Here is a 19,970-nt window from a genome sequence, read left to right on the forward strand (position 1 = left end):
CGGCTCAAAATTGCACGGACAGATACAATATACTTACCATCAAACATTTACAATATATCTACAGAAGAAAAAAACAGTAATTTCAGTAAACACGGGTTTGCACTACAGAAGATTTCACTTCCCATTACACCCTTCTCTCTAACCAAATATTAAGAAATTACATACAATCAGAAAGACCCGAAATACCGGATAAACAAAAAAAAGTGATTGCCGTTGTGGCAATCACTTTCTCCAATAGTAACTAAATTTTACGCTAATTCAGGATATTATCTGGCAATCACAATACGGTGTGTATAGTGTGATCCGTCGTTAACCGTCACACGAACCAGATAAGTACCAGTTAGCAAGCTTTTCACATCTACACCTTTATCAGCCGCAACTTCCTTGTTAAAGGAAACAACATTACCCGCATTGTTGAAAATTGTAACTTCCTTCACAGTCTGCTGACCTTCTTCCTGCACAAACAATTGCTGAGCAACTGGGTTAGGGAAAAGATTCATTTGGATATTGCTGCCTTCAAGCTGCACACCAACTATTTTACTGTAAGCAAAAGAACCATCCAGATCAACCATTTTAAGACGGTAGTAGCTCTTTCCTCCAAGTGGAGACAAGTCTGTGAAGCTGTAATTGTTCAGCACATCACTGTTTTGCGCAGCAGCTTTTGTTCCAGCCAACTGCCAGTTTTTAGCATCTGCACTTTTCTCAACCTCGAACTTCTCGCTGTTAGTCTCAGCAGTTGTACTCCATTTAACATCCACAGTGCTAAGCTTTCCTTCCGAAGTAGCTTTTGCAACGAATGAAGTTAAGGTAACAGGAAGTGGATTAACTTCGTACGTATATGTAAGACATACACCGGCCTTCGCATATGTACTTACTTCAAATGCGGAGTTACCACTGGTGCTTGTAATAGCAGTAGCAGCCTCAGCCATAACATCAAAAGATACTTGACCAGCACCAATAAACTCACTGAATTCGCTAACAGTCAACACTTCAGATTTTGCTGACGAGATATCATAATATGTCAACACCTGATCTGGAGTAAGACTTATTCTTTCTGCTTGTCTGTTACCTGCAAACAACTTGTAGCTTTCCAGCCCCGCATATGTCTTACCTGCAGGCCCCTCAATTGATACTAATGCACCTAAATCCAATTTAGAATATGTCGCACCTGTAGAAGTAGCTGTTATCTTAATTGTTGGGTTCTCTACAGCTGCCGAATGGAAGACAGATACAGACTGCAAAGCTGCATTGTTGGTCGGCCGTGCCTTATCGACTAAAACTGTACCCTGCCAGTCGGTCATATTATTAGTTGAAACACCACAATTGGTAATTGTTTTATCACCCGCCACAAGTACAAGATCTGAAATGCTGTTGTTTCCGGCAGCGGCAACAATACTAGTTGATGGACTCCCACTTAATGCAGAAAAACCAGCAGTAGGATAGACGTACGAAACCTGATAGGTATTCCCAACATGCCCAAATAAACTAAAATTTCCAGTATTATCACTTAATGCGTACGATACAGGAACACTAGTTCCACCATCAACACGTGACAAGATAGCGATAATACCTGCAGGAGTTTGTGACGTTCCATTCACTGTTACTTTACCATTAATTACAGCACTATGGACGCTGCTGTGATTAGGTGCCGGTAGCACTGGCAACGCCTGCCCAAAGGTATAAGTGCTCAGTCCTGCGCACAAAACAACTTGAAAAATTGCTAAAAGTTTTTTCATTAGGAAAACCCGATTAAATTGTTGATTACGAATTATTTGATTTAAACTTCTTGAAAATCAATTTCCGCCAAGTCTTACACAAAGCAGAAAAATGAAAAGAGGGAAAAGAGATATAATTTAATTTTTTCAATATTCACTTGTGCTGGTTTACATTCAACACAAAATATCGATAATAGAAAAAATTTTAGTTTTTGATAAATTCTACGCATCAAAAGTAGAATGTTTCGAGCACCTCGACAACCAATTTTCCCTGTAAATCAAATAATTGCAAACATATCTGCATAAGATTAGTATTAATTCTACTCTACACCAATTAGGAATCCTACTATTCAATTGACACATTTCGAACTGTGACATAAATTGTAAATATTTTATATTGCATTCAGAAGAACTTTTCCCTACACCAATAAAAGTGCAATAAGCCTTGTAGGTAGAAGAAGGAATTCAGGAGGTTAAACCCTCATCTCATATTGACCTTCCCCTGTTATTTCATTTTGTTAATCCGTTCAATTCGAATCTTCGTTTAGTTACATATGAATCAAAAATAATTTACTGCAATTGTCGTCATTATTCTACTAATGAAATGTGGGATTTCTATGGAAAGTCTAAATTAAAAATCAGAACTTTGGCTTTCTTACACGCACTCATCAAAATCCCGACCCACACGCAGTCTGAAACCGCTGTAAATAAGATTTAAACTTCTTATTTACAGCCAAATGACCCATACCTTACCATCCATTTTTAGAGTTTAAAATGAACGTATTAATTGTCGAAGACCATCCTTTGTTCATCATTGGAACTACGCTAACAATAAGAGATATCAGTCCTGAGGCCATTATTTCAACTGCCACCACATTTCCGGATGCCTTGATTCTTCTCGAAAAAGATAAATTCGATATCGTTATTCTGGACATAGATTTACCGGGAGGTGAGAATCTTAAAATGATGGATATGATCCGTAAGATTGCTCCGCAGGTCAGCATTCTGATTCATTCCGCATTTGATGAACACCTGTATGCAATGCCGTATCTACAGGCAGGTGCAGATGGATTTGTCTCTAAAAAAGCAACTCCTGATGAATTTAAGAATGCAGTGAATACTATCATGAATGGTAAGAAATACCTCAGCTACGAAATACAGCAAACACTACTTACTAACATTGGGGAGCCAAAGCCTACAAGTCAGCTGACTCCCAGCGAATTGCAGGTAATGCAACTACTGATAGAAGGGAAATGGACAAAGGAGATAGCTCACTTGCTGAATTTGAAGCAAAACACGATCAGCACGTATAAAAGAAGAATATTTGACAAGCTCAATGTAAGGGATTCTATAGAGCTGGCAAAAAAAATGTCTCTATCCACAAAATCTCACCATTAACTCCTCTGGCTGGCTATCAATCCATTTCACTCAGAAGGTGTAATAGATTGATAGCCACATTTATTTTGCTATCAGGCCAGTGTTTTTCTGTTTTTAATAACGATGAGGTTCCTGTCGAACAACGCTGCCGGCGAGAAATCTTCTGTAATCATCTCATGAGGAATCGTATAGTATTCGGTGACGAGTTCTACACCTTCTGGTTTCCGCGACAAAATTACCTTAAGAAAACCATGTTTGGTATCGCAGAAATTTTTCAGCTCTACCCCTTCAAATAGCGGATTTTTTGAAGTGAAACGTTCGTCGGAAACTTCTGCAACGGCATGCAGCTCGTCGTAACCACCAGCCCCCGCAACAATAAACGGCACCTCTGCCCCATCATCATATCTCTTACTGAATCTTTGGTAGTTATGAACGTGGCCACTAAAAACAATATCAGGCCTCACGCCGGTTTCGGCATAACTTCTCTCAAAAAACTCAATCATAGGAATACTTGCTCCATGATTAATGTCGGCTGAATAGGGAGCATGATGAATACAAACAATCAGCGCTTTATCCGGATGCCGGGATGCTGCCCATCTCAATTGTTCCACAAACCACTGCTCCTGCTCTCCCCGGATGGCTCCGTACTTGGTTACATTCCCGTGCAAACCAATGATATTCGCAAGGGGTGTTTCCAAAACCCAGTACATATTGGGCTGAATCATACTTTGGCGTTCACTACCTCCGCTGAATGCGATTGCTCCAGCTTCCCTGGCACAAAAAACCTGCATGAAAGCAGACAAACTTGTATAGGGAACCGGGTTATCGGGATTTACATCACTATCATGATTTCCAGGTATTGCAAAAATAGGTGCAGGATAGTGTTTATAAGGTTCGAAAAACTGCCTTTCAAATCTTTCAATTTCTCCATGATTGTAAACCACGTCTCCAAGATGATACAGGAACGACGGTTTTTCTTCAACCTGAAACTGATCTTCCAACTGAGCCGCAACAAGCTTTTGAAAATCAGGACTGCGGAGACTGCCCGTGTCACCCACCATGTGAAAAGCAAGCGTATCTCCTGCTTTTCCGGGAATGACTTTGTCCAGACTGAGGCGATATGGATATTTGCCGGTTGGATCCGGAAGATTTTGAAACTTAAAAGAATCATCCGGCTGATCTTTCTTGATCACCGGTACAGTGTACTTTTGATTTGCAACTAAAAACGTCATTCCCAAAAATACAAAACTTGTGTGAAGCCATAATTAATTACACTACGGAATAGATGAGAAAATCCCCGACTGCGGAGCACAACTGTAAGATCATGAGAATTTTTATAATCTTATAAAGTTAAAGTCTTACTTTCGTAAACCAGATCCGCTTTTCATACATCAATACCGCTGCCATGAACAAACCTGCAAACATTGATGCGTATATAAATGACTTTCCTGAAGAAATCCGGCAACGCCTGCAAGACATCAGATCGACCGTAAAAACGATTGTTCCCGATGCAGGGGAAGCCATCAAATATGGAATGCCGACGTTTGTATGGAAAGGCAACCTTGTTCATTTTGCTGCATTCAAAAATCATATCGGCTTCTACCCTGCTCCTGCAGATCCTGCCGGTTTCGAGATTGATCTTTCAGCCTACAAAACAGGTAAAGGTTCAATTCAATTTCCCCACAACCAGGCATTACCTCTTCATATAATTATTGCTATTACAAAATGGAGAGTGAAAAAGATGATTACAGCCTGAGGAAATTACAGGAACTTCGGAACCATCTGAATGACACATTTTCAATACAAACGAAATAATCTGCCGTTTTTCATAACGATATCAATTGTAACCGTTGTATTAAAAATTATACGTATATTGTATAGGTACATTTGAATTTATCCGCTACATTTGGGAATAAACACATTTTTTGAGGTTCAAACAGAAATGTAACCGAAAAGAATGTATCCCTCAACTTTATAAAAATTTCAAAATGTCAGAACTCAACGAAGAATTCTACACACTTCACCTTCATTCTACAAGTAAAAGCAACCGTGTGAAAAAACATATTGTATTTACACAACGACTTTGATCAAATGCAGTAGTATGCCGGGTGACTCTCCTGATAGCATACTGCAATTACTTGATCTTATCCTGAATAAGTCCGATGCCGTGAACAGCTGATCTCCGGTCAGGGCTCATATCATGTATTAACGTTTTGCTGTCCACTACCAGAATTAATCCATTACCTTATCCTCATGTTACGTATTGCCATCATCGATGATCATTTTATCTACCGAAAAGGGCTGACTCATATTCTTGAAAACAATTTTCCTAAAACTGAAATACTGGAAAGAAATGCAGGCGAGGGCACAGAAACTGCTTTGGTTCATTTCAATCCCCATGTGATTATGATGCACCTGGAGAATATCCATGAAAGAGAAGGATTTATGCTTGCAAGTAAGTACAAATCGCTTTTTCCAAATACTCCACTGGTTATTTATGAAGAAAGTGCCAATTATAACAAAGCACTCAAAGGACTACGCGCTAAGATTGACGCTTACCTTGATAAAAATTGTGAAGAAGAAGAGTTCGTCAAATGTGTAAAGACGGTCCTTGAAGGGAAAAACTACCTGTGCAAATCGGTTCAACAGCATATCATTGAGCAGGTGATTCAAAGAAAAATCCCTTTGAAAACACCAGGAATACTTTCGCTGCGCGAGTCTGAAATTGCACGACTCATCAGCGACGGCGAAAGAACATCAGGAATCGCCCTGATTCTCGGTCTCAAATCTTCTACAGTCAGCACGGTGAAGGCTACTATCTTCGCCAAGCTGGGTGTCAACAATGTGGTGGAACTGAGGTCACGAATGGCTCAGCTCAGGGAAGAACAAAACTCGCTGTAAGGCACTGACAGAAAATCTGATTATAAAATTTCACAGGAAAAATAAATCAGTCGGGCAGTGATCATTTACTTCATCGCACCAGCGCTTTTAGCAACACCTTTATTTCATATTGAAATCGGGGTGTTATTTTTTTATTGAGACCTGATGATTCAAATACACTTCAGCACAAGAGAAAAACAAGTACTTTCGCATAATAATGTGAATCCTGTTTAATACATGCAGTCTTACCTCAATCTGTTCCATTTCCGTCAGCAGATCAATTACAAAAACGAAATTCTGGCCGGGCTTACTGTCGCTATGACAATGATCCCCGAATCCCTCTCATTCGCCATTCTGGCCGGGCTACCGCCACTTTGCGGGCTTTACGCTGCATTTATCATGGGCCTTGTTACATCTGTTTTCGGGGGCAGACCAGGACTCATATCAGGAGGAGCCGGTGCCACTGTGGTAGTACTTATTGCTCTGATGAATTCTCACGGTATCGAATATGTATTTGCTGCGGTTGTACTGGCAGGCATTTTTCAAATTCTGGTAGGACTTTTTAAATTAGCCAAATTCATCAGGCTCGTTCCGCAATCGGTGATGTATGGCTTTGTGAATGGCTTGGCTGTCATCATTTTTCTGGCACAACTCGATCAGTTTAAAGTGCGCCAACCGGGCTCGGTCGCCTGGCTTCAAGGCGAAGCCCTGATGACGATGGCGGGGCTGGTTTTACTCACCATTGCCATTACGATTCTTTTTCCCCGTATTACAAAAGCAGTCCCCCCTTCGCTTGTTGCCATTATTGTTGTTTTTTGTGTGGTACTAGGGCTTCAGATTGACACCCGTCTCGTGAAAGACATTGCTTCTGTAAGCGGAGGTTTACCCCCGTTTCATATACCGTCGGTTCCTTTTACGTTCGAAACCTTACAAATTGTATTTCCGTACGGGCTGATCATGGCTGGTGTAGGGCTTACTGAAGGGCTGCTTACATTGAATCTGGTAGATGAAATTACCGCAACAAGAGGAAATGGTAACCGCGAAAGTCTTGCACAAGGCTCGGCTAATATATTAAATGGATTTTTCTTCGGAATGGGCGGCTGCCCTATGATTGCGCAAACGCTTGTCAATTTATCTGCAGGTGCAAGAACCCGCCTTTCCGGCATTATCGCATCGCTTACAATCCTTTGCATTATTCTGTTTGCTTCACCGATTATTGATCTCGTCCCAATGGCTGCGTTAACCGGTGTTATGATCATGGTGGCGATCGGAACTTTCGAATGGTCGAGTTTCCGGATCATTAATAAAATGCCCCGACAAGATGTTTTTGTGGGCATTCTCGTAGCCCTGATCACGATTTTCCTGCATAACCTTGCACTGGCTGTTTTGATCGGCGTCATTATCTCTGCACTTGTATTTGCATGGGAAAGTGCCAAACGGATCAGAGCTAAGAAATATATAAAGGATGGAGCTAAACACTATGAAATCTACGGTCCGTTGTTCTTCGGATCCGTGACCGCATTTCATGAAAAGTTTGACATAACCAACGATCCCGAAACTGTCATTATTGATTTCAAGGATAGTCGTATTGCCGACATGTCGGGTATTGAAGCTTTGAATAAACTAACTGAACGGTATGCAAAGGTGGGCAAAAAACTGCATTTGAAACACCTGAGTGAAGATTGCAGGCGCTTGCTTGAAAATGCCTCTTCAGTAATTGAAGTCAATATTATGGACGATCCGATTACCGCGTTGCACTTGACTAATCAAAAATTTTCATAAAAAATGAGAAAGCCCGATGATCGACATCGGGCTTTCTATGTTACTTGTTATCTTCTGTTTTCTCCTCAATCTTAGCCGCAGCTTTATTGACACCCTTTTTGGTAGCCTTATACCCTTTTTCTGCTGTTTCACCTACAGCTTTAGCGCCTTTCTTTACACCTTTCTTCGTTGCATCATAACCCTTTTCGGCAGTTTCACCCACCTTTTCTGCACCCTTCTTTACTCCGTTCCCTACAACTTTGGCATCTTTTTTAACTTCTTCTCCAACTTTCTGAGAAGTCGCCTTCGCTTTTTCAGCAGTAGTTTCCTGAGCGTAGCTGAAAGTAGATGCAGCAACAAGAGCCGCAATGATCATTAACTTTTTCATGTTTTTTTAGTCTGTGATTTTAGTAATTTAAATACCTGAATTCGCCTCAATGGCTAATTCAATACTGACAACGAAAATCTTTATGTTGTGGTATTATCGTCTCTATGATTTTGTCGGTGCGTGCGCGCATATTGCGAAGGCGACATATGATATACTTTCTGAAAGGACACCCGAAAGTTCTTCGGGTCTTCTATTCCCACCATCATTGCGATCTCCGATACACGGGCATGACCGTTCGCCAGCAAGTGAGCTGCCCGCTTCAGACGGATGTCTTTAATGAACTCAATCACCGACTGCCCTGTAATACTCTTTACCCGCTTGTAAAAAACCGACTGGCTCATGCCCATCATCCCTACCAGACTCTGTACATTAAAATCGGGATTAGCAAGATTCTGCTCTACAATTTTCATCGCGTTTTCTAAGAAAGAACGATCTTCATCCGGTATTGCAATTTCGGCAGGCTGAAGTAAAATACTGCGCTGGTAATATTGATGCAGCTTGTTTCTATTAAGTAATATCGTATTGACTTTCGCCTTCAGAATACGTGGATTAAAAGGTTTGGCGATGTAATCATCTGCCCCGGTTTCCAATCCTTCCAGCTCCTGTATGGCTGCTACCCGGGCGGTGAGTAACAATACGGGAATATGCGCCGTTTTGGGATTTCTTTTGATTTTTTTACAAAGATCAAGCCCATTCATACCCGGCATCATTACATCGCTCAATACAAAATCCGGTTGTAAGTCAGGCACTTTATTCCAACCATCAAGACCATCTTCAGATAAAGTGACCTCGAACGTCGGTGTGAATAGACTTTTCAGATATTCTCTTACATCCGGATTATCCTCTACGATCAACATCTTGTAACGCGGACCGGGAGCGGAGTCAACGGGAATAACCAGCACCGGCTCTGTTTCTTTGTTTTCAGTATACTGAACAGGCTCCTGTCCCAGTATTTGCGCTGCAGATACATGGGATTTACCAAATGGAAGTTTCACTAAGAAAGTACTCCCCTGTCCCGGATTACTTTTGACAGAAACTTCACCCGAGTGGCTGTGTACAAGCTGTTTCACCAAAGCCAACCCGATACCTGTTCCCTTCGCACCAATTGCCCCCTGAGCCGAAGCCTGATAATAGGGATCAAAAATGCGGTCTATATCCTGCTCATTTATTCCAAAACCTGTGTCTTTAACAGATACCTGAAGATAATTTTGAGTCAACTGTCCTGCAGAAAAAACAGCGTCATCATTCTTGTTTCCGCTCACAAGCACTTCAATATCAACTTTTCCTCCTTCCGGGGAATACTTGAATGCATTCGACAGCAGATTGGTTAACACGACTTCCAGTTTCTCTGTATCGAAATAAAGCTGTATCTCTTCTTCTGGTAACGTAATGTTGTAGCTCATGTTTTGCTCTTCAGCCTTGTGCCTGAAAATGAGAAAAATTTCATGGATAAAGCTCAGAATATTGCCACGGGTTACCGACAGCGCCACGTTACCGGTTTCCACCTTTCTGAAACTCAGAAGCTGATTCACCAGGTTGAGCAGTTTCTGAGTTTGCTTATGCATCATTTCCACTTTCTCCTTCATCTCTCCGGATTCACCCAGGTAGGCCATAAATTCCTCCATCGGCCCCAGAATCAACGTGAGCGGTGTACGGAATTCATGAGATACATTTGTGAAGAAATTGATCTTCACATCGGCAATTTCCTTTTCTTTTTCGGCATGAAGCTTTTCCAAAGCGATCCTGTTTTTCAATTCAAGCCTGCCCAATGTTATTTTTCGGTAAAGCAGAAAAGCCCCAAGTACAATTAAAACATAACCCATACATGCCCACCAGGTCTTATACCAGGGTGGCAGAATAATTACCTTCACCTCAGCTGGTTTCACCGACCATACCCCTTCGCCATTGCTGGCTTTTACGCGGAAAATATACTCACCGGCAGGAATATTGGCAAAACTGGCAACCCGTTGCCCTTCTGGTAGTTGTATCCAATCACTGCTGTAGCCTTCCAGAAAATACATGTATCGTTGCTTCTGCGGATTCACGTAATTTAAACCTACAAATTCAAAGGAGAAGTCATTTTCCGATGCCTTAATCGTCACTCCTTCCGGTTCAGAAAATGGTCGGGTAACCATGGAACTCCCCACTTCATCGTCGTCATTACCCGTATTTCGGTTCAATACCCGCAACCTCGTGATATGCACTACGGGTGCATGGGGATTAGCCCTGATGGCGTCAGGCTTAAAATAATTAAGTCCGTTGGTACCTCCGAAGTACATCGTTCCATCGGCAGAATGAAAAGCCGAACCGACCTTAAAAGAATTACTCTGCAAGCCGTCGCTGACATCGTAATGCATTACCTTTTTGGTATCAGGGGTAAATTTGAACAAACCAGCCCCTCCGATCCACAGGTTACCGCTGTCATCTGCCAGTATACTTTCTATATCGTTTTCAGGTAACCATTTGTAATATCTATCAACCCTGTATTTATCTTTTTCTCTGACCAAACGGTGCAGACCGCCCCCTATTGTCCCCGCCCAGATATCACCCGATTCATCCTGCAGCAAAGGCCACGCGAAATTAACCTTCAGGCTATGTTCGTCATCTGCACGATGATTGAAATGATGGAGCACACGCAAAGATTCTTTTCCAGCCCTAAGTTGCAAAATGCCGTTATCAGCAGTACTGGCCCACAGAACGTCTTGCTTATTATCGTAAAGCAGAAAAGTAAACTGGTTGGAGGGGAGAGATGAGTTCCGGGTGTAAAAAGCGCTAACGAAATTACCCTTCTGATCATAAAGAAGTAGACCCTCCGTCGTACCCACCCAAACCCGTTGATGCTTGTCGGTGATGATACTCTCTACACTCATGTAGTTCCAGGGTTTGTACCCCGGGATTGAAGGAAGAGCCCGTAACGTTTTTCCGGATTGACGATCCAGTAGATAAAGTCCGTTGTAACGTGTTCCGATCCAGACCGCTTCACTTCCAACATAAAGCGCGGCTACATCCACACCAGTTGCGTTTCCCTGTAAAGAACGGTGCAGAAAATTATCATAATTTTTGCGTTGAGGATCATAACGCGAAAATCCATTCCTCGTTCCTATAAAAAGCTGATTGTATTGCTCATCTTTATGAATTACGTTCACATAATTATTGGAAAGCGCACTACTTGTAGAAGCATCACGCCTTAAGTGAGCAAAACGTCCCTGATTTAAACGAACCTTGTTGACACCCCCAGAAGACGCCGCCATCCAAAGATTATTGAACGAATCTTCGAGTATCTGATGAATACGGCCAGAATTGATACTATTTTCATCTCCGTCAGATGGCAAGAACGTTCTGAATGCATAATTTCCGGATAGACTGCTTGTATGCTCAGTCATCAGCAAACCAAAGTTGGTTCCGATCCATAACCTGTCCGAGGAGTCCATGAAGATGCATTGCACGCCATGAAACAAAGTTGATAAGGCAATCAATACGGGTTTAGGTTTAGAAACCTCAGCCTTCACGATGCGATACACGCGCTGATCGCCTCCTATCCATAAATCTCCCTTTTTGTCCTGATACAAAGCCCGGACATCCTCTTCTAGCCAGGATGTCACCCGTTGCGGATATATGTTTTGTCTTCCGGCCAGCCTGGCATCCATCTGCCACAAGCCACCTGCCAGTGTTCCTATCCATACCCTACCAAACTGATCGGCCAGTAAACCCGTGACGTCGTAGCTTATATTTTTTGAAGCACTAAATTTCACCTCATCGACCCGGCTGATCTCATGTTTATGATCAACAGTAATCACAAATAGCCCTTGATCCTGCGTCCCTACCCATAATCTCCCGCTGCTGTCTGTAGTGACGGAGCGTACCGATGTTTTGTTTATTCTTGATAAAACTTCCCTGAACTTGCCTGACGTCGTCATCTCCTTTACATTGACAAAGGCATCGCTTAACGGATTGTAGCAAAACAGCCCTGCCCGTTCCGTACCCGCCCAGATCCGACCAGCTCTACCGTTATACAGCACGCGAATCCGATTGCTCGACACCCCGCCCTGTTCGGTATTATAAAGCTCATACTTCTTCAGCTCATACCCATCATAACGGTTAATCCCATTGTTCGTACCTATCCATATGAAGCCATTCGAGTCCTGACTTACCGCCATCGCATCGCTGTGCGCCAATCCTTCGTCGACCGTTATGTGCTCAAATTTGAAAGTACTTACCGGCTGGCTGTACACTTGGAGCACACCAGACAGCAACGCTGTAAAAAGACTTATCAGTAAACAATTCCTCATGCTTTCTCCCCCTTCATTACCTCCAAAAATACGTGATCACCACCCTCACTTGCATCTTAACTTATATCAGAATAGTACTATTAAATTTTTGTTATATTTTTTTACTACCAAAACGAATTTCACCCCTTTAAAAACGAATAATACCCCTGTTTTGTCGTATTGGGTACATAATTTTGAACTATTCAAATGATTATTTGACACATAGCTCAAATCCTTAAAATACAACACTAAGTAAATCAATCTCTATCACAATACCAGATTTTGCCGCTGGAATCTGGTTGAATGAATACGGTTTAATACCGGCTGTATTTAGCAGCAAAAACGAAGGTATTTCTTACGAAAGTACAGTTCACACACAAAATTCTTAACCTCTTTTTCCGGGCATAATCCGGAGAAGGAAACGAGCTGTCCTGAAAGGGCTGAATAATGAATTATCCACCAAACTATAAGTGTACTTATGACACAAGAAAAGTCTACTATTAACTAAAAAGAGAATACCCGTTTCCCGGTTGGCAGCCCGGCTGTCCGCCACAATTGTTTAATATGTTCTGTAAGATCCGGCTCAATAACCCACCCGGATTTAAGGTCTAACCAATTATTCTATAATGAAAAGAAAATTACACGTGTTTCTCAGAGAGCCTGGTTTACTGCTCGGCTTTGTGATGACTTTGTTATCCTTCACAAACAGTTTCGCACAGACTGTTAAGGTAGAAGGTACAGTAAAAGATGCACAGGGAGCATTGCCTGGTGTAAGTGTTATTGCGAAAGGTACTACCATCGGTACGATCACAGATGGAGAAGGAAACTACAAACTGGATGTAGACAAGAATGCAGTTCTGGCATTTACTTTCATCGGTTACACAGCCAACGAAGTAACCCTTGCAGGCCGCCAGCCATCAGCAGGTGGTGTTTATAAAATAGATGTCACCCTTGCCAACAATGATAACAACCTTGATGAGGTAGTTGTTGTAGGTTTTGGTACACAAAAGAAAGTAAACCTCACTGGTGCGGTAGCAACGATAGATTCCAAAGCTATTGAAAACCGCCCGGTACAAAATGCCTCACAAGCACTACAGGGTTTGGTGACAGGTTTGAATATTTCTCAGAGCAACGGTTCCCTTGAAACTAATCCGAGTATCAACATCCGTGGCGTGGGAACTATAGGCAACTCATCTTCGGCACCACTTGTGATGGTTGATGGAATGGAAGGCTCGCTAAATGCGATTAACCCTCAGGATATCGAAAGCATTTCTGTTTTGAAAGATGCAGCAGCAGCAGCTGTATACGGTTCCCGCGCAGCATTTGGTGTAATTCTGATCACTACCAAACGTGGTAAATCTGGAAAATTGCAACTGAACTATAATAATAGCTTCCGCTCTACTTCTCCCGTGCTTATGCCGAAAATGATGGACTCTTATACTTTTGCTTTGTATTTTAATGATGCAGGACAAAATGGGGGAAGTGCTCCTCACTTTAATGCTGCACATTTACAACGCATCAAGGATTATCAAAACGGCGTGATTTCCACAACGACCATTCCTGATCCAAATAACGCAACACGCTGGGCAGATGGATATGCCGCAGGTAATGACAATGTGGACTGGTACAAAGCTATGTTTCGCGCAAGAACACTTTCGCAAGAACACAACTTTAGTCTGAGTGGAGGTAGCGAGAAAACACAGGTTTACATCTCGGGTAATTATATGGGGCAGCAAGGTCTGATGAAGTTTAATCAGGACAACTTCACTCGTTACGGATTTACTGCAAAAATCAATTCTCAGCTGTCTGACCAGGTATCCGTAAATTATAGCACTCGTTTTATTCGTGAAGACTATAACCGTCCATCAAACTTATCGAATGGGTTCTACTCGGACTTAGGGCGTCAGGGATGGCCTACTCTACCACTATATGACCCAAATGGTAATCTTTTCAGCTCCCCTTCTCCTGCACTAGGTATGAGAGATGGTGGAAAAGATCGTAACCAAAAGGATTACCTGTATCAACAACTTCAGCTGGTATTTGAGCCTATTAAAGGTTGGAAAACATTTGGGGAAATCAACTATCGTACGCGCAACGACTTCCGCCATTGGGATGTCCAACAGACTTACAATTATGATGTTGCTAACAAACCAGTGCTATACAACCGTAATTCTGAAGTCTATGAATTTGCTTATAAAGAAAACTATTTCAATGCCAACCTGTATTCTGAGTTCAGCAAAACACTTGGATTGAAGCATTTCTTCAAAGTTATGGGTGGATTTCAGACAGAACAAAATAAGTTCCGGGAATTCAATGCTACACTTAACGGAATTATCGTTCCCAGTTTGCCAACTTTAAATACGGCTTCAGGGACTGACATAAATGGACTCCCTATCGCTCCCACCATACGGGGACAATACAATCGTTGGGCAACTGCTGGTTTCTTTGGTAGACTAAACTACGATTACGATGGCAAGTATTTGTTTGAAGCCAATCTGCGTTATGATGGTTCCAGCCGTTTTCGCGAAGATGTAAGATGGACTTTATTCCCATCAGTATCTGTAGGATGGAATGTTGCCAGAGAAAAATTCTGGGAAGACAATCTATCAATGATCAACACATTCAAATTCCGTGGTTCTTACGGCCAACTAGGAAATCAAAAGCCGTCAGACGTCAACCCACAATACTATCCAACTTACCGTACAATCACTCCTGTTACATCTGACGGGGCATGGTTGATTAACGGAGCTCGCCCAAACACAGCTAGTGCACCTGGTCTTATCAGCTCTACACTTACTTGGGAAACTATTAAAAGCTACGACTTCGGGCTGGACTTTGGTGCGTTTAATAACAGACTGACTGGTTCATTTGACTGGTTTCAGCGAAAAACAATTAATATGATGGGGCCGGCTCCAACATTACCATCAATTCTGGGCACACCTGTTCCTCAAACAAACAATACGGACATGAGAACACGTGGATTTGAATTTGAGGTTGCCTGGAATGATCAGTTAAAGAATGGACTAGGCTACAATGTTAGACTCCTTCTATCTGATTACCAAACAACTATTACCAGATATCCTAATGAAACTTATGCTCTTGATAAATATAGAACAGGGCAAAAACTAGGCGACATCTGGGGATATCAAACTATTGGAATTGCAAAGTCACAAGAGGAGATGGACTCTCACCTGGCTAGCCTGACTAATGGAGGACAAAGTTCATTTGGTTCTCAATGGGCTGCAGGAGACATCATGTATGCAGACTTGAATGGTGATGGACGTATTTCTGAAGGCGCTAACACACTAGCTGACCCAGGTGATAAAAAGTTAATTGGAAACAGTACACCAAGATATACAATCGGTACTGATATCAATTTGGATTATAAAGGATTTGATTTTCGTGCATTTTTCCAGGGTGTGTTGAAAAGAGATATCTGGCAGGGAAGTTATTTCTTCTGGGGAGCTACTAATAATATGTGGTGGTCAACAGGACTTGTTGAACATAGTGATTATTTCCGTAGTGATCCTAATCATCCACTTGGAGCGAATACAGATTCATACTATCCTCGTCCGTTGTTTAACTCTGGTAAAAATCAACAAACGCAAACCCGCTACCTACAGGATGCATCTTATATCCGTTTGAAAAACATTCAGCTCGGTTACACTCTTCCAGGATCAATTACAAAGAAACTGGCTATTCAGAAACTACGTTTTTATCTATCAGGAGAAAATGTATTTACGAGAACCAAAATGGCTAAAATGTTTGACCCGGAAACCGTTGATGGTGGAACCGCTACAGACGGAACTGGTAATGGAAATGCATATCCATTGTCGAAAGTGTATGCTGCTGGTTTAAGTATTACTTTTTAATATTCGAAAAATGAGTTTTCTAAGACATAAAATAAAAAATACGCTGCTAATCGGAGCTGTTGCCTTAGCTGCAGTGTCCTGCAATGATTATCTGAATCAGGCACCACTTTCCGCAATTGCACCTGACGATTATCTTACAGATGAATCCCACCTTGCTGCTTACACAGTAAGAAGATACCCTGATATCTTACCTTCCCACGGAAGATGGGATTTCGGGACATTTGGAACAGATGCCAATACCGATAATATGGCTGTTCCATCTTTGGACAACAAGTTCATTCCGGGGTTATGGAGAGTTCCTGCGGTAGATGGAGACTGGGGTTTTACTAATATTTTCCAGGCAAATTATTTTCTTGAAAATGTGCTACCACGTTACAAAAGCGGGGGAATTACTGGAACAGATGCTAATATAAGACATCATATTGGCGAGATGTATTTTCTTAGAGCATTTGAATACTTCAAGAAATTGCAAGCAATTGGTGATTTCCCAATCATTCGTAATACATTTCCTGATAATCATGAAATGTTAACAGCTGCAAGCATTCGTAGCCCACGAACTGAAGTAGCGAGATTTATCATCTCTGACCTTGACTCTGCTGCTTTAATGATGCAAAACAATGCCCCCAACGGAGGTACTAACCGTATTTCTAAAAAGGTTGCACAATTATTGAAATCTCGTGTTGCTCTTTACGAAGGAACCTGGTTGAAATATTTCAAAGGAACTGCTTTGGTACCTAATGGTCCGGAGTGGCCTGGAAAGAATAAAGCTTACAACGCTAACTACCAGTTCCAAAGCGGAAGTATCGAAGGAGAAATTAATTTCTTCCTGACACAGGCTATGGCAGCTGCTAAAGAAGTGGCCTCCACAACAGCACTGGTAAACAATACAGGTGTTATTGAATCACTCAGTAGCGACAACCCCTATTTCAACATGTTTAGTGCTGAAAACATGAATGGTTACAGCGAAGTTCTTCTTTGGCGACAGTATAACAGAACATTGGTTACCAATAATGTTGCTGTTAATGCAATGGCAGGAAACTACGCTGTAGGGCTAACACGCAGCATGACAGAAAGTTTCCTAATGGCAAACGGGCTTCCGATTTATGCTGCCGGCAGTGGATATAAAGGTGATGATTATATTACGGATGTGAGACAAGGTCGTGACGGTCGTTTGAATTTGTTCCTGAAAGAGCCAGGTCAGAAAAATGTATTAATTAATCTTTCACAGTCTACCCACGCGACTCCGGTAGAGCCAAATCCTCAAATCTGGGAGTCTAGTACTGAGAAAAAATACTCTACCGGATACACCATCCGAAAAGGTTTGACATATGATGCTGCTCATGCTTCAAATGGTTCGGGCTACACCGGATCTATCACTTTCCGTGCTGTAGAAGCTTACCTGAACTATATTGAAGCATCTTATGAGAAAAATGGATCGCTTGATGGTGATGCGAAGAACTACTGGCAGCAAATCCGTACTCGTGCGAAAGTAAGTACAGATATCGACGCAACCATCGCAGCAACGCAAATGACAAAGGAAACTGCTGACTGGGGCGCGTACTCTGCGAATCAGCTGATCTCTCCGACTTTGTACAACATCCGCCGTGAGCGTCGCAATGAGTTAATGGCAGAGGGACTTCGCTACATGGATTTGAAAAGATGGAGAGCGATGGATCAGATGATCAATACGCCTTACCATGTGGAAGGATTCAAATTGTGGGGACCGATGAAAGCATGGTACACTGCACCTCAGCTAACTTTCGGGGCTACAAACAACGCTGCCGTAGTATCTGATCCGGCATTGAGCCAATACCTGAGACCTCACCAGATCCGCAGCAATGCTGACTCTTACAAAGGATCTCGCTGGACACTGGCGCATTACCTGACCCCAATCGCTGCACAGCACTTTATCATCACGGCAACTGGCGGAGATGTTTCCACTTCTCCGATTTACCAGAACCCGGGATGGACAGCAACAGCTGGTTCGGCTCCTATAGGATTCTAAACTGACTGTTTTATAGTAAAAATGGGTATCCGCTTCGGCAGGTACCCATTTTTATTTGAACTTAGCAGCTGTCAGCAATGAGCTATGATCCTTCCTTTAGATCAATATCGATTATGAGACTATTCACTTTTTGCTACTAATCAGTGAGGCTCGGGATGCTGTAAGTAGTTATGAAAATTGACAGGTTGCGACCTTCTGCTGTTCTCGTTTGTATTAATTCCGGAAAAAGCCCAGAGTACATAAGACGTAATATCAGAATAGAAGTCGGAACGAATCGGAAAAAGACCATCTCCATTGCGTAAGGCATTAGTGAAGATCACCACAGTCAAATCATCCGGGCACTTCATCCATAAACTTCGAAAACCTTTCGCTTTACCGGTAACCAATCCGAACTGCCACCAGCCATCATGATAGAAAAATTTGCCCTGCGGAGTAATTGTGCTGTAGCTGGCCATGCCTCCTGTTAACACAGAATCCTTCATCGCTGCAGACAATACCGAAACATCTGTAGTTGAAAACAGCCCTCCATATATCTTCGCTGCTTCCCTTGCCGAAAGGTACAGGCCGTAGCCACCTGCAGTGTTTGTGAAGTCGCCCGCATCATAACCTATTCCACCTTCTGTGTAGGGATGGTCATATCCATAAACCGGCGACTGGGAGGGATTCACAAATATTTCACTGGAGGTGACTCCGAGTTTGGCAAACACATTTTCTTTAATATAATTTTCATACATTACCCTTGTAGCCTCGTCGTCCACCTGATCATTTCCGGTAAATTGATATCCCAGCAGGGCAGGAATGAGTACACGATACATACCGAAATTTGCATTCTGGTAACAAAACTTACCTATATTATCTGTCCTTACCCCTCTTTGGATAAGCGACTTCAAACCACGGTAGATATTTTCAGCAAAAGCACCATTCTGACAAGCTTCATTGAATCCGGTGATACCGCTTCGGTGCTTCAGTAAATCCCCGAAAGTAATCCTATCCGTATTAATTCCTTTGGTCCAGGATGGAGGCAGGTAAGTGATAATCGGTGTATTTATGGGAATTCCTTTCTCCTCTGCCAGTTTTAGGAAAGCAACCGAGGTTATTGTTTTGGTCATGCTTGCCACCTGCATTTTACTATCTAAGCTCACCAGCCTCTCCCCTCCCTGCTCTATACTTCTTGCCTGAAACCCACCAAAACCTTCTCCTACGATTTCAGCTTTTCGGGTTACAATAAAACTGTAGCCAAAGCCTTTGCCTTTTAGAGAATCGTTTAGCGTCTGAACCAGCCTTTTGACATAATCAGGCTGGGTGCTGAATGTCCGCAACGCTCCATAGATGACCGTACCATCAGTCTCAACAAATGCTCTCAGCCTGTATTCTGTATTTTTTTTAAGCCCCTGCATCAGGCTGGTATACCTGACTGGAGACGGCAATGCACCATTGAATTCAATTTTGGAGTCTGAAATGGTCGGAGAAGCAGTATTCTCCCCCCAAACAAAACCATATCGGGTAACACTTCCCGGTACCGACTCCATCAGCGACACAGTTACTTTCGCTGTATTATCCAGAATATCATAGATCCCGGTGGAATCTGCCAATACCAGTGGCAAAGGATCTTTATCATTCCGACAGGCAGGGAAGAAAAAAACAATAGTGAGTAAGCTGACACAGATAATTGTGGGGAGGTAGAATTTACTTCTTTTCATGGCA

Annotated in this window: 11 protein-coding genes; 6 read left to right on the forward strand and 5 right to left on the reverse strand. The window is 42.3% G+C overall.

The window, feature by feature from the left end; translation table 11 throughout:
- Nucleotides 1-266: 266 nt before the first annotated feature.
- The gene (locus tag DSL64_RS06590; RefSeq protein ID WP_115829867.1) at nt 267-1,736 is read right to left on the reverse strand and encodes a T9SS type A sorting domain-containing protein; all 1,470 of its coding nucleotides are present in this window, start codon (nt 1,734-1,736) and stop codon (nt 267-269) included.
- A 753-nt stretch (nt 1,737-2,489) separates the two neighbouring features.
- Here DSL64_RS06590 and DSL64_RS06595 point away from each other — a divergent pair.
- A complete protein-coding gene (locus tag DSL64_RS06595) occupies nt 2,490-3,113 on the forward strand; it encodes a response regulator (RefSeq protein ID WP_115829868.1) in 624 nt (207 codons plus the stop codon).
- Between the two features lie 71 nt (nt 3,114-3,184).
- Here DSL64_RS06595 and DSL64_RS06600 read toward each other — a convergent pair whose 3' ends face one another.
- A complete protein-coding gene (locus DSL64_RS06600) occupies nt 3,185-4,324 on the reverse strand; it encodes a metallophosphoesterase family protein (protein ID WP_115829869.1) in 1,140 nt (379 codons plus the stop codon).
- Between the two features lie 173 nt (nt 4,325-4,497).
- On the opposite strand from DSL64_RS06600, the gene DSL64_RS06605 reads away from it, so the two are divergent.
- The 3 genes from DSL64_RS06605 to DSL64_RS06615 all read left to right on the forward strand — a co-directional run bounded on the left by DSL64_RS06605 (nt 4,498) and on the right by DSL64_RS06615 (nt 7,754).
- Entirely contained in the window at nt 4,498-4,848 is a 351-nt protein-coding gene (locus DSL64_RS06605; RefSeq protein WP_115829870.1) for an iron chaperone, read from the forward strand.
- Nucleotides 4,849-5,345: 497 nt separating this feature from the next.
- Nucleotides 5,346-5,993 (forward strand): response regulator transcription factor, encoded by a 648-nt coding sequence (locus DSL64_RS06610; protein ID WP_115829871.1) that lies wholly within the window; start codon nt 5,346-5,348, stop codon nt 5,991-5,993.
- A 216-nt stretch (nt 5,994-6,209) separates the two neighbouring features.
- Nucleotides 6,210-7,754, forward strand: a complete 1,545-nt coding sequence (locus DSL64_RS06615) for a SulP family inorganic anion transporter (RefSeq protein WP_115829872.1) — start codon at nt 6,210-6,212, stop codon at nt 7,752-7,754.
- Between the two features lie 40 nt (nt 7,755-7,794).
- On the opposite strand, the gene DSL64_RS06620 is transcribed toward DSL64_RS06615, so the two are convergent.
- Both DSL64_RS06620 and DSL64_RS06625 read right to left on the reverse strand, forming a co-directional pair.
- Nucleotides 7,795-8,121 carry a hypothetical protein gene (locus DSL64_RS06620; RefSeq protein WP_115829873.1) on the reverse strand — a complete coding sequence of 109 codons (327 nt, stop codon included), beginning with the start codon at nt 8,119-8,121 and terminating at the stop codon, nt 7,795-7,797.
- Between the two features lie 80 nt (nt 8,122-8,201).
- Nucleotides 8,202-12,410: a hybrid sensor histidine kinase/response regulator gene (locus DSL64_RS06625; protein WP_115829874.1), complete on the reverse strand. Its 4,209-nt coding sequence runs from the start codon at nt 12,408-12,410 to the stop codon at nt 8,202-8,204.
- 605 nt (nt 12,411-13,015) lie between these two features.
- On the opposite strand from DSL64_RS06625, the gene DSL64_RS06630 reads away from it, so the two are divergent.
- Together DSL64_RS06630 and DSL64_RS06635 are read left to right on the forward strand one after the other, a co-directional pair.
- Nucleotides 13,016-16,261, forward strand: coding sequence for a SusC/RagA family TonB-linked outer membrane protein (locus DSL64_RS06630; protein ID WP_115829875.1), 3,246 nt, complete (start codon nt 13,016-13,018; stop codon nt 16,259-16,261).
- Nucleotides 16,262-16,271: 10 nt separating this feature from the next.
- Complete coding sequence (locus DSL64_RS06635) at nt 16,272-18,266, forward strand: RagB/SusD family nutrient uptake outer membrane protein (RefSeq protein WP_115829876.1); 1,995 nt, start codon at nt 16,272-16,274, stop codon at nt 18,264-18,266.
- Between the two features lie 140 nt (nt 18,267-18,406).
- Here the strand turns inward: DSL64_RS06635 and DSL64_RS06640 are convergent, their stop codons facing one another.
- Nucleotides 18,407-19,966 (reverse strand): serine hydrolase domain-containing protein, encoded by a 1,560-nt coding sequence (locus DSL64_RS06640; RefSeq protein ID WP_115829877.1) that lies wholly within the window; start codon nt 19,964-19,966, stop codon nt 18,407-18,409.
- Between the last annotated feature and the right edge of the window lie 4 nt (nt 19,967-19,970).

This window comes from Dyadobacter luteus (assembly GCF_003383615.1).
Taxonomy (GTDB): Bacteria; Bacteroidota; Bacteroidia; order Cytophagales; family Spirosomataceae; genus Dyadobacter; species Dyadobacter luteus.